The organism is Thalassotalea sp. PS06, assembly GCF_007197775.1.
Classification (GTDB): Bacteria; Pseudomonadota; Gammaproteobacteria; order Enterobacterales; family Alteromonadaceae; genus Thalassotalea_A.
Map to the genome: position 1 here is coordinate 1,559,363 of NZ_CP041638.1, position 12,416 is coordinate 1,571,778.

The 12,416-nt window shown below is 43.1% G+C and carries 11 protein-coding genes; 10 read left to right on the plus strand and 1 reads right to left on the minus strand.

Features of this window, described 5'->3' with window-relative positions; translation table 11 throughout:
* Positions 1-12: 12 nt before the first annotated feature.
* Positions 13-789: an alpha/beta fold hydrolase gene (locus tag FNC98_RS06875; protein WP_143580546.1), complete on the minus strand. Its 777-nt coding sequence runs from the start codon at positions 787-789 to the stop codon at positions 13-15.
* Positions 790-1,005: 216 nt separating this feature from the next.
* On the opposite strand from FNC98_RS06875, the gene seqA reads away from it, so the two are divergent.
* The 10 genes from seqA to FNC98_RS06920 all read left to right on the plus strand — a co-directional run bounded on the left by seqA (position 1,006) and on the right by FNC98_RS06920 (position 12,410).
* A complete protein-coding gene (gene seqA, locus FNC98_RS06880; protein ID WP_143580547.1) occupies positions 1,006-1,608 on the plus strand; it encodes a replication initiation negative regulator SeqA in 603 nt (200 codons plus the stop codon).
* 58 nt (positions 1,609-1,666) lie between these two features.
* Positions 1,667-3,313: a phosphoglucomutase (alpha-D-glucose-1,6-bisphosphate-dependent) gene (gene pgm / locus FNC98_RS06885; RefSeq protein WP_143580548.1), complete on the plus strand. Its 1,647-nt coding sequence runs from the start codon at positions 1,667-1,669 to the stop codon at positions 3,311-3,313.
* Between the two features lie 89 nt (positions 3,314-3,402).
* The gene (gene murI / locus FNC98_RS06890; protein ID WP_143580549.1) at positions 3,403-4,200 is read left to right on the plus strand and encodes a glutamate racemase; all 798 of its coding nucleotides are present in this window, start codon (positions 3,403-3,405) and stop codon (positions 4,198-4,200) included.
* 236 nt (positions 4,201-4,436) lie between these two features.
* Positions 4,437-5,705, plus strand: coding sequence for an HlyD family secretion protein (locus FNC98_RS06895; protein WP_143580550.1), 1,269 nt, complete (start codon positions 4,437-4,439; stop codon positions 5,703-5,705).
* A gap of 154 nt (positions 5,706-5,859) precedes the next feature.
* On the plus strand, positions 5,860-6,036 hold the full coding sequence (locus FNC98_RS16785; RefSeq protein WP_185968087.1) for a hypothetical protein: 177 nt from the start codon (positions 5,860-5,862) through the stop codon (positions 6,034-6,036).
* A gap of 72 nt (positions 6,037-6,108) precedes the next feature.
* Positions 6,109-6,429: a hypothetical protein gene (locus tag FNC98_RS06900; protein WP_143580551.1), complete on the plus strand. Its 321-nt coding sequence runs from the start codon at positions 6,109-6,111 to the stop codon at positions 6,427-6,429.
* Between the two features lie 104 nt (positions 6,430-6,533).
* Positions 6,534-8,678 (plus strand): peptidase domain-containing ABC transporter, encoded by a 2,145-nt coding sequence (locus FNC98_RS06905; RefSeq protein ID WP_143580552.1) that lies wholly within the window; start codon positions 6,534-6,536, stop codon positions 8,676-8,678.
* Between the two features lie 118 nt (positions 8,679-8,796).
* Positions 8,797-9,852, plus strand: coding sequence for a succinylglutamate desuccinylase (gene astE, locus FNC98_RS06910; protein ID WP_260680541.1), 1,056 nt, complete (start codon positions 8,797-8,799; stop codon positions 9,850-9,852).
* Positions 9,853-10,247: 395 nt separating this feature from the next.
* The gene (locus FNC98_RS06915; protein WP_143580553.1) at positions 10,248-11,429 is read left to right on the plus strand and encodes a thiamine pyrophosphate-dependent dehydrogenase E1 component subunit alpha; all 1,182 of its coding nucleotides are present in this window, start codon (positions 10,248-10,250) and stop codon (positions 11,427-11,429) included.
* A 3-nt stretch (positions 11,430-11,432) separates the two neighbouring features.
* Positions 11,433-12,410 carry an alpha-ketoacid dehydrogenase subunit beta gene (locus FNC98_RS06920; RefSeq protein ID WP_143580554.1) on the plus strand — a complete coding sequence of 326 codons (978 nt, stop codon included), beginning with the start codon at positions 11,433-11,435 and terminating at the stop codon, positions 12,408-12,410.
* The last annotated feature ends 6 nt before the right edge of the window (positions 12,411-12,416 follow it).

The following is a 12,416-nucleotide window of genomic DNA, read 5'->3' on the forward strand; positions in this document are numbered from 1 at the left end:
TATCAACAATGACTAATCGTTATTTGTTTCAATAAATTGCTGAACAATACGATTAAATTCCTGTGGTTTTTCGGCATGTAACCAGTGTCCTGTGTCAGCAATTACCCTGGCTTTTGCTTTAGGAAATAATTTGCCAATAGCGTCGCGATATTCGTTAAGAATGTAGTCGGAATTTTCTCCTTTAATGAATAATACAGGACCGAGATATTGACCATCTTGCTTCACCGTTTTGCCAATTTGGTAATAACTGGCGGCAATATTATCGATACTGGCTCGCCATTTGTATCCCCGTTCTGATTTAACCAGGTTTTTCAGAAGAAATTGACGTACCCCCAGGTTCGGCTCAAATTCAGCAAGTATCTTGTCAGCTTCATTACGCTTACTAATCTGTTCAGGATTAATCGCCTTTAATCCTCTTATAATATCATTGTGATGCGGCGGGTAATCCACCGGTGCAATATCAGCGACAATCAGGCTTTTGCATCGGTTGGGGGCGGTTAACGCACATTGCATGGCAATTTTCCCCCCCATGGAATGACCAAAGAGGTGACACTTAGCAATTTGTAAATGATCCAGTAAAGTGAGCACGTCATTAGCCAGATCGGCGTAATCCATAGACACGTGATGAAATGAGTCGCCATGATTACGCACATCAACCTGAATGACATCAAAGTTTTCAATTAAAGATTTGGCCAGGACATTAAGGTTATCCATGGCGCCAAACAGGCCATGAATAAGAATAATGGTAGGGCCATTTCCGTTGCGCTGATAATTTAAAAGAGCTGTCATAATTTGGATAAATTCTGCGTTAAAAATAATCCCGATAATTTACACTAATTCGGTATCTTTAGGGTAGAGAGTTGATTATAAGCCAAGTATAATCTTTGAAATTATAAGAATTATTCATCGGACTTCAGTGATTCAACGTGGAAAAATTGAGCGCATTGTTCATTCATTGCACATTTGTGAAACTGAAGCTCACTAATCTTTAACAGTGGTATTAAAATGAAAACAATTGAGATTGATGACGAACTATATCAGTACATAGCAAGTAAAACGGAATTTATTGGCGAGAGTGCCTCCGATATCCTTCGCCGTCTTTTGGCTGCAAATTCTGAACTGTCTGCTGCGGCTGTTAAATCAAAAATTGTTGAATCGACTGTGGCGGCACAAACCGAAGCGGAAACAACTGACGTTGAAATTGCCGACGAAGTTCAGGAAGAAACCCTGCTTGTAGAAGACGTTGCAGAACAAAAAACCTTAACCAGTTGTCAGAATATCTTTGATTTAATTAACAAAGAAGAATTAGCAATGGAGCGCGGTGCAGTAGGTCGTTTCCTTAATATTCTTGGCAATTTGCACAGAGTGCACCCAAAACAGTTTTCTGCAGTGCTTGATATTCGTGGTCGTGACCGTTTGTATTTTGCACAAAGTGAAGAGGAATTGTTGGCGACAGGAAGCTCCTCAAAACCTAAGCAAATTCCTGATTCTGATTATTGGGTTATTACTAATTCCAATACGACTAAGAAAAAGCTGATGCTAACCGATGTTGCCCAGGTATTGGGTTACAACAACGAGCAAGCGGAAAGTATTCGCGACTTTTTATAATTAATTGTCTGCATTGAGCATATCGAGATAACCGAAAAATCGTTAATAAGGAAATACCATGAGCCCTCATCCCCATGCAGGAAAACTGGCCCGACCTGAAGATAGGATCAATATTGGTCGATTGACCAGCGATTACTTTATGTTGAAGCCTGACGTTAGTGTCGCTGAACAGCGCGTCAGCTTTGGTACCTCAGGTCACCGTGGCAGTGCCGCTAAAGTTAGCTTTAACGAACCCCATATTCTGGCGATAAGCCAGGCGGTAGCTGAGTATCGAAATCAACAGGGTTTTACCGGTCCTCTTTATCTGGGGAAAGACACCCATGCGTTATCTGAGCCAGCATTTGCAAATGCTATCAGCGTCTTGATTGCGAACAAGGTTCCGGTGGTTATTCAACAGGATGAGGGTTTTACGCCAACACCGGTTATTTCCAGATTGATTATCGCTCACAACGATACCACTGATACCAGAGCTGATGGTCTGATTATCACACCTTCACACAATCCTCCCGCCGATGGTGGTATTAAATACAATCCTCCACATGGTGGTCCTGCAGAAGGTGAAATTACCAAGCTGATTGAGCAACGTGCGAATGAAATTCTGGCTAACGATCTCAAAGACGTAAAACAGCTGCCGTTAACTCAAGCAATGAACTCATCGTTACTGCTACGCCAGGACTTCATCGGCTTTTATGTTAATGAGCTGGCGAAAGTTATCAATCTACAAGCTATCGCCGATGCTGGGGTTAAGATTGGCGTTGATCCTTTAGGTGGTTCTGGCATTGCGTATTGGCCGAAAATCGCGGAGCAGTATGGATTGGATATTACCGTAGTTAATCCAGTTGTTGATGCCAGTTTTGCATTTATGCCACTGGATAAAGACGGTAAAATTCGCATGGATTGTTCCTCGCCTTACGCAATGGCTGGTTTAATCGCGATGAAGGATGATTTCGATATTGCGGTAGGTAATGATCCTGATTTTGACCGCCACGGTATCGTAACCAAGTCCGGTGGATTGATGAATCCAAATCATTACCTGGCTGTTTCGATAAACTACCTACTTACCCACCGTCAATGGCCGGCAACCGCAAGAATTGGCAAAACTCTGGTTTCCAGTTCATTGATTGATCGCCTGGCAGAAAAACTGCAACGCCCACTATCTGAAGTCCCAGTAGGTTTCAAATGGTTTGTAGATGGTCTTAGCGACAGCAGTTACGGTTTTGGTGGTGAAGAAAGCGCCGGCGCATCATTTTTGGCATTGGACGGAAGTTGCTGGACCACAGATAAAGATGGTTTCATATTAGCCTTGTTAGCGGCAGAGATATTAGCGGTTACCGGAAAAGATCCTTATCAATGGTACTTACAGTTGGCTGACGAACTGGGTACTCCGTGTTACGGCCGCGTGGAAGCCGTCGCAAGCACGGCACAAAAAGCAGTGTTAACTTCGTTAAGCCCAGACGATATCGACCAAACGGAATTAGCCGGTGAGCCAATTACCGATATTCTTTCTCATGCTCCAGGTAATGGTGCTGCGATTGGCGGGTTGAAAGTGGTTACCGAAAATGGTTGGTTCGCTGCTCGTCCGTCTGGAACCGAAGAAATCTATAAAATCTATGCGGAAAGCTTTATTTCCGAAGAGCATTTGCAGTCTATTATTGCCGAGGCTCAGGTCTTAGTTAGCGCTGCATTTACCAAAGCTGGTTTATAATCGCCAGCACAGGCACTGAGAATCGTTGGCCGCATGGTTAGCATCTCAGTGTCTTTCAACATTCTCTTTCGTACAACGCCATAATCATCATGAATAAGTCTTCTCCAATAGGTATTTTTGATTCGGGACTCGGTGGTTTATCCATTTGCAGGGCAATACGCGATCTGATGCCAGATGAAGATATATTGTATTTTGCCGATACAGCCAATAATCCGTATGGCAATAAACCCGATGACTTTCTACTTCAACGTTGTGAGCAAATTGTCGAGTTTTTCCAGCAACACAATTGTAAGGCCATTGTTGTCGCCTGTAATACTGCGACCGTTCACACGATTGCCAAACTGCGTTCTCGGTTTGCTATTCCCCTGATAGGTGTTGAGCCGGGAATTAAGCCGGCAGCAAAAGCGACCAAAACGGGGAGGATAGGGGTGTTGGCCACCCAGCAAACATTGCAAAGTGAGTCATTTACCAGGCTGCAACATGAAGAGTGTTCTGGGGTTGACGTTGTTGGCCAGGCTTGTCCCGATTTCGTTAGTTTGGTTGAACAAGGCGTTATTAACGATGCCAGAGCAGCGGATGCAGTAAAAAGATACGTACAACCATTGTTGGAACAACAATGTGATCAACTGGTATTGGGGTGCACACACTTTTCCTTTCTCTCGGAGCCTATAAAAAACCTGGTAGGAAATCAGGCGAGTATTGTAGATACAGCTTTGGCTGTTGCACAACAGGTAAGGCGTCGGCTGATTTATGCGAAACTTGAGAAAGAAATAAGCGAACGGCCAAGCTTATCGCTTTTCACGAGTGGTAAGGTGGAATCCTCTGAATTAGCAATTGCCAGTTGTTGGCCAAAATACACGGGTACGTTGCAACAAATTGCCCTTTAACAGAGTTGAATCACCTTTATTATTATCTATTGGTCTTAGTGATGCTTTAGTGAGTTTTGCTAAAAATTCCCACATTCAAGTATCCGGTGACGTACAAAAGCAAAATCTTAAAATCCTTTTCGAGCCTTTAAAACCAGGCTGTTTCAAAAACTTCCCCATCTAGTTGTGATAATTTTTTCACTTCTCGGATATCTGCCACATCCTTAAATCATGACTCATTTGATAGACGAAAAGTGATGGGATTGTTTCGCAAGGAAGTTTTGGCAAGTCAGAATCAACGATTACAAGGGGCGGTGTTGCTCGCACAGCCTTTTTCGATAAATTTAGTGATCATAAGTGTCGTACTGATATTTACTCTGCTGATCTCATTTCTAGCCACGGCCAGCTATTCTCGAAAAGAAACGGTGAGAGGTTATTTAAAACCTGATAAAGGCATCGTTAAAACCTATGGTCAGTCGCACGGCTATATAAAAAGGCTACATGTTCGCGAAGGAGAGCAGGTTACGAAAGGGCAGGCATTAGTAACTTTGGCTTCGCGCGGACAGTTTGGCTTAGATGATGAGGATTATTCTAAGGTGCATTCCGAGTCTGTTAATGAGCAATTAAAACAGCAAATCACGATACAACTGCAATTGTTAACCGATGAAATTGCTCAACATCAAAGCTTAAAGGATAAAGAAATTATGAATGTGACGACTAGGTTGGGAGTCGCTAAGAGTGAATACCAGACCTCGGTTCGTCAATCAGAGCTGCTTGAACGAAAGGTTTACATGCTCAAATCAAGATTCGAGAAAATGAAAGGACTGTTAAAACAAGGCTTTGTGTCGGATAGGGAAATAGAAAATCACAGCCAACAGTTACTGGACTTGCAACTCGAACAGCAGATGCTTCAACGCGGTAAATTGCAACAGCGCCGGGAAATAGAGCGACTGGACTATGCGCTGCAAGTCATTCCGGAGCAAAATCAGTTAAAGATAAATACCCTTGAGCGGCAAAAATCTGAGTTGATGAATCGTTTGAATCAGTCTATTTCCAATCATCAACATACCATAACCGCTAACCGTAACGGAGTCGTAACCGGTATACAGGTTATTGAAGGCGAAACAATCAATCCGTCAACATTGCTGTTTTCCTTATTGCCAGAAGATACGTTACTAAATGCTGAACTATTTTTGCCAACAAAAAGTGTGGGATTCATCGGCAAAGGGCAATTAACGAAGTTACGATTTGATGCATTTCCTTATCAAAAATTCGGTGTAGTAGAAGGGCAAATTGTGGAAATTCATCAGACCATTATCGAGCCAGCTGAATTGTCAGGGCCATTTGCTATTCAAGAGCCCGTATATCGAATCAAAGGCAATTTAAACCGCCAATATATTGCCTCAAAGGGCAAGCACTTGCCGTTACGCAGCGGAATGTTGTTTCAAGCCGATATTGTTCTTGAAGAACGAAGTATCTTGGCCTGGCTGTTTGAGCCACTGATTGCTGCGACTAAAAAGCTTTAATTTACCGAATGTTATTTTTACGACTTCTCTGCATAAAACATGGAAAGGTGCAGAAAGCAGCCCCTGGGGTTGAATACATGGGGTTGTTGGCGGCTCTGAGGAGCCGGAGCAGTATTACTTTTAAATTTTTTTTAAACAAAAGGAGAGGTTAATTATGAAAGAATTAAATATTACCGAAATTCAGGAAGTCAGTGGTGGCCATACTAAAAGCGAAGGGCAGATTGTTGGGGAAGCTATTTTAGCAACGGCCGCAGTGATCGTCGCTGGTCCAACGATTGGAGCCTTCTTGATCCTTGGTGGTTTTATTGTAAATAATATTAGTGAAGTCTAACTTATTATTTTTTATAGTTTTAAAGGCATGATTCATGCCTTTTTTTAAGGACAAATAAAAATGAAACCTTTAATGAGTATGCTCAAGGAATCCGGATTTGATTGTACTGAAGATTCAGCAGGCAATGTCAGAATAAAACACTTTCCCAGGGAGTATATTTGGTTAGAACAGCACAATGGACAATTTGTGATCAAAAACGGTGTAGTAAGGCATTTGTTGTTGGCTTTAGTGTTAACTTTGCTCTTTGTTTTCATGAATGGAAATGTTTGGGCATCTGGCTTGATATCAACGCTTGGGCTATACAGTTATGTTCAGTCAATCAGAATCACCATAATTACCTCATCGTTAAACGTTATCTTGTCCAGCTTTATCGTAATGTCGACTAGCAAATAGTAAGTTTTCTATATCTATTTCGATAAAACTTATCTTTCGGCGGAATCAAAAGGAGTTGATGCTCCGCTAGTTTAAAAACAGTCTAATTGACTAAGGAGAGTCAGATGACTGCAGCAGCTTTAAACTTTTCCTGGCGACGGCAAGTACCACTAATCATGCAAACGGAAATTGCTGAGTGTGGGCTGGCCTGTATCGCTATGGTGGCTAATTATTTTGGTCACTCAGTTGACATGACCTCCATGCGGCAACGCCTGCAGGCTGGTTCATCGGGAATGACATTGCCGCAGATGATGGCATTGTCTGAACAATTACAGTTTTCAACCAGAGCATTGCAATGCCCTTTAGAGGATGTTGAAAAGCTCAAGCTTCCTTGTATTTTGCACTGGGACATGAATCACTTTGTTGTGCTGACAAAAGTTTCCGGTTCGAGGCAAAAGAAATTTACCGTTAACGACCCCGGTAAAGGTAAGCGCTGTTTAACACGAAAAGAATTTAGTGATCATTTCACCGGAATTTGTCTTGAAATGACGCCCACCTCTGACTTCAAACCAAAACTAGAAAAATCGCAATTAAAATTCCACCAGCTTTGGTCCGAGAGTCGTGGGCTATATGCTGGTCTGGTAAAACTTCTGGCGCTTTCTTTATTGCTGCAGTTTGCCGCATTGCTCGCTCCCTATTATATGCAATGGGTGGTCGACGAGGTCTTAATTAGATTTGATGAATCACTGCTAACGGTTTTGGCATTGGGATTTACTTTACTCCTGTTTATCACTTGCTTTACCAATGCGGTTCGAACCTGGTTAATTTTGCGTTTATCTAGTGCACTGAATTTGCAAATGGGGAGCAATTTAATGAGCCATTTGCTTCAGTTGGATATGCGTTTTTTTGAATCGCGGCATATCGGCGATTTGGTTTCACGCTTTGGAAGTCTCGCCCAGATTCGAGAGCGTATCACTACCGGACTGATTGAAACCCTGGTGGATGGTGTCATGTCTGTGGCGCTTTTAGTGATGATGTTTGTGTATTCAAAAGTTCTGGCCTTAGTCGTGATTATTGCGGTGCTGATATTCACGATGTTAAGGCTGGCGTTGTATCGACCACTTAGTCGAAATACCGAGGAACTCATTCAAAGTTCCGCCAAAGAACAAAGTCACTTTTTAGAAACAGCCAGGAACATGCAATCCGTTAAGCTATTCGCTCAGGAGCCAGAGAGGCAAAATATTTGGCAGACACGATATGTTGACGTGATTAATCAGGAAATCAAAATAGGGCGGCTAAAGATTGGTTTCGAAACGGGCAACAAGATAATTTTTGGTCTTGAAAATATATTGGTAATTTATCTTGCTGCTACTCAAGTTATGTCCAACACATTAACGATAGGCATGCTGTTGGCGTTTATTGCTTATAAAAACCAGTTTACGACACGGATGATCAATCTTATTGAGCAAATGATTCAATTTAAAATGATGCGCTTACACCTAGATCGTATCGCAGATATTGCTTTGCACCCCAAAGAAGAGCATCGCCAGGGTACTTGCAAGTTGAATAAACCTAAAGGCAAGCTTGAGTTGATAAACGTCAGCTTTGATTATCAAACCCAGGAAAATCGCTCAACGTCGTTATTAAGTAATATCAACCTGGCATTGGATGCTGGACAATGCATTGCTATTACTGGTCCCTCAGGGGCCGGAAAATCAACCTTGATGAAAATAATGCTTGGCTTGCTGCAACCAACGAGTGGCCAGGTTTTGTTGGATGGACAGGATATTCAAAAATTAGGCTTGGTTAATTATCGCAAAAGCATTGCTGGCGTATTACAGGGAGATAGCTTATTGGCTGGCTCGATAGCGGATAATGTATGTTTCTTCGATGCGAGCCCCAACTTTCTTAAAATCGAGCAGTGCTGTCGTTTGGCCGCGGTTCATCAGGAAATTACCGAAATGCCAATGGCATACCAGACTCCGGTTGGAGATTTGGGGTCAAGTTTATCGGGGGGACAAATTCAACGATTGTTAATGGCCCGTGCTCTTTACCAACAACCTTCGATTTTGTTTATGGATGAAGCTACCAGCCACCTCGACGCAAGAAATGAGCGCTTAATTTCACAGCAAGTAGCCGAACTCAATATGACTCGAATAATCATTGCCCATCGTCAGGAAACGTTAAATTCTGTCGAGACTATCTTTGACTTGCATCATGGTGCTTTGATTAAGAAAAATCGAGTAGAGCAAAAACAGGTGGGCTGTTAACCATAGACTAGAGAAGGATTTTATCTTATAACCAAATACTGCGCTCCAAAAAGGTGCAACCCCGGTAATTTTCACCTAAAATGCCATTAACATTTTTTTGACGACCAGAAGTATTGTGGTGGACATTGCAAAACAACTCTTAGAAACCGGAGATTTTCTTAGTTTAACGCGTGAAAATCCTGACTCGATTGCGCAAGCATTTAACTTTTATCTGAATAGCGGAGACAGGCAAATTCAGGTTAGCGTGCTTGATACTGGCGTTATCTGTTTTGAGCCTGTCGGCAGGGCAACTAACAAGGACATTGTTTTGTCTTGTGGAGTGCATGGTAATGAGACCGCTCCGATCGAGATATGCCAGCAGTTGGTAAAAGAGTTGTTATCGGACAAACTGTTGCTCGAACAACGAGTCTTATTTTTGTTCGGTAACCCTCCGGCAATGAATTTGGGTAGTCGCTTTGTTGAAGAAAATCTAAACCGCTTATTCAGCGGCGCTCACAGCGATGATATTGGCCTGGCTAATCAGGAGCGACGTCGTGCCAAAGCATTGGAAGATTATGTCCGCGACTTTTTTGATCAAGGCGGCACAATCGATGATGATCGCGAACGCTTGCACTACGACTTGCACACAGCCATTCGTGGTTCAAAAAATGACAAATTTGCCGTCTATCCGTTCAATCATGGCAAGGCCAGAGATAAGCACCAGCTGCAGTTCCTGTATGCGAGTGGCGTCAATACTATTTTGCTTTCAAATAGCCCGACCACAACATTTAGCTATTTTTCGGTTAATGAATGTTGTGCACACGCGTTCACGGTTGAACTTGGTAAAGTCAAACCATTTGGGGAAAATAATCCCGAAGATTTCATTCAAATTAACCAAACGCTAAGAGCATTGATCAGTGAAAATGAACCAGATTTTGGTGAATTTTCTGAAGATAATTTAAACCTGTTCGAAATCTACAAAACCATAAATCGTACGGAAGAGAACTTTGTCCTCAATTTTGCTGACGATGTGGAAAATTTCACCGATTTCCCAGTGGGCTATGTGCTGGCTAACGATGGCGAAATTGTCCATGAAATTACCCAGCCTGGCGAAGCTATCATCTTTCCTAACGCTGAGGTTGCGCTCGGTCAACGGGCACTGTTAACCGTTATACCTGCCAAGTTAACGGCCTGACGCTCTTGTGGCTGCTGAGCCTACCGGCTCGGCAGCCTCTAACTATCTTCCTCCTCTGTAAACCAAAATTGCCACTTGACGGACTCTTTCCAAGGCTAATTCAGTCACTTTATTGCAAGTAAAATTGGCGGATTGTAAAGTTCTGGCAATCCTTAAAGGGTGGAGCTACGCGGCCTGCAGTCGAATAAAGACTCTAATTTCGCCAGAAGTTTTATTGAAGCGAATAAAAAACAGAATGCTTCTTTCAGGCTTAAAAACAGAAAAAACGTAGCCAAGAATTACTGTTAAAAATACAAAAAGCCATTGCTTAATCACTACGGGGATGTGGGTGTATTGCACGCTCGTTAGCCGACAAAAACTAAGCAGTGTATAAAGTCATACAACAAGAGACGCTTATGGATTCAGAAATCTATAAATCAAGCCGGGACGTTCACACGGCTGATTTTATTGACGGTCACTCCGTTGATATCCCTATTCTCAAAATTCTCAGACAAGACGGTAGTGTTCACAAAGGTGCCGATTTACCTGAAATCGATCAGGAATTGGCAACCAAGATATACAAAACCTTAGCTTTTCATCGCGTTTTAGATGAGCGGATGATAGCTGCTCAACGTCAAGGACGTGTGAGTTTTTACATGGCCGCACTTGGCGAAGAAGCTGCCAGTGTTGGTAGCGCTGCAGGGTTACATGATGAAGATATGATCATGGCTCAGTATCGTGAGCAAGGTGCTTTGATGTTCCGTGGCTTCCGTCTTGAACAATTCATGAACCAAATGTTCTCCAATGAACTTGAGCTGGGTAAAGGCCGTCAAATGCCAATTCACTATGGTTCTAATGAATTGCACTATATGACCATCTCTTCTCCTTTGGGAACGCAGATCCCTCAAGCCGCTGGCTACGCTTATGGTCAAAAACTACAAGGTAAAGAGCGTTGCACCATTTGTTACTTTGGTGAGGGTGCGGCTTCAGAGGGCGACTTCCACGCAGGTTTAAATATGGCTGCGGTTCATCGTGCGCCGGTAATCTTTTTCTGCCGCAACAACGGTTACGCTATTTCTACACCTTCGAATGAGCAATATGCCGGTAACGGTATTGCCTCGCGCGGTGTCGGTTATGGTATTAAAACCATTCGCATCGATGGCAATGACATTCTTGCCGTACTAAAAGCTACACAGCTTGCCCGTGGATATGCTTTAGAGAATGATCAGCCAGTGTTAATTGAAGCCATGTCTTATCGCCTGGGAGCGCACTCCACGTCGGATGACCCAAGTGGTTATCGTACCCGTGAAGAAGAGGCTAAATGGGCTGATCATGATCCAATTTTGCGTATGAAAAACTGGATGCTGAAGCAGAAATGGTGGGATGAAGAGCAGGAAACGCAATTGTTCGAACAACTTCGTGAAGATGTGTTAAATGCGGTGAAAGTCGCTGAGAAAATCGCTAAGCCTGGTATCGAAGAGGTTGTCACGGATGTTTATGACAAACCAACGCCGGCGCTGGAAAAGCAACTTGATGAACTCAAAGAGCATATCCGCAAATACCCGGACGCCTATCCAAATACTGCAGGGAGATTTTAATCCATGGCGCAAATGAATTTATTACAAGCGATCAATAATGCGCTGGATATTGCCATGGCTGAAAACGATTCAGCGGTGTGCTTTGGCGAGGACGTAGGTCATTTTGGTGGGGTATTCCGTGCAACCAGTAATTTGCAGGAAAAATACGGCAAGGATCGTTGTTTTAATACGCCATTAACCGAGCAGGGTATCATTGGTTTTGCCAATGGTTTAGCGGCGCAGGGCAGTTTGCCAATTGCTGAAATCCAGTTCGCCGACTACATTTTTCCGGCGTTCGATCAAATCGTCAATGAAAGTGCAAAGTTCCGATATCGCAGCGGCAACGAATTCGATGTTGGTAAGTTAACGATCCGTACCCCTTATGGTGGCGGTATTGCCGGCGGTTTGTATCACAGCCAATCTCCTGAAGCTTACTTTGCTCACACGCCTGGTTTGAAAATTGTCGTACCAAGAAATCCATATCAGGCAAAAGGTCTGTTGTTGGCATCAATTCGTGACGATAACCCTGTGGTATTTTTTGAACCGAAAAAGCTTTACCGCGCATCGGTTGGTGAAGTTCCTGAAGAAGATTATCAAATTCCTCTTGGTAAAGCGGAAGTTGTAACCCAAGGTTCTGACATTACCTTGTTGGGTTGGGGCGCTCAGATGGAGACTCTGGAAAAAGCCGCGAAGATGGCGGAAAAGAAAGGGGTTTCCTGCGAAATTATCGATTTGCGTTCTATCTTACCATGGGATGTTGAAACCGTTGCTAACTCAGTAATGAAAACCGGACGCTTGCTTATCAACCATGAAGCGCCTCTAACCGGTGGTTTCGCCGGTGAGATTGCAGCAACGATTCAGTCTGAGTGCTTCCTGCATTTGGAATCACCAATTGCTCGTGTTTGTGGTTTAGATACACCGTTCCCTCTGGCACATGAAAAAGAATACATGCCAGATGAATTGAAAACTTTTGAAGCCATTATGGCCTCAGTAAATTACTAGGGGATT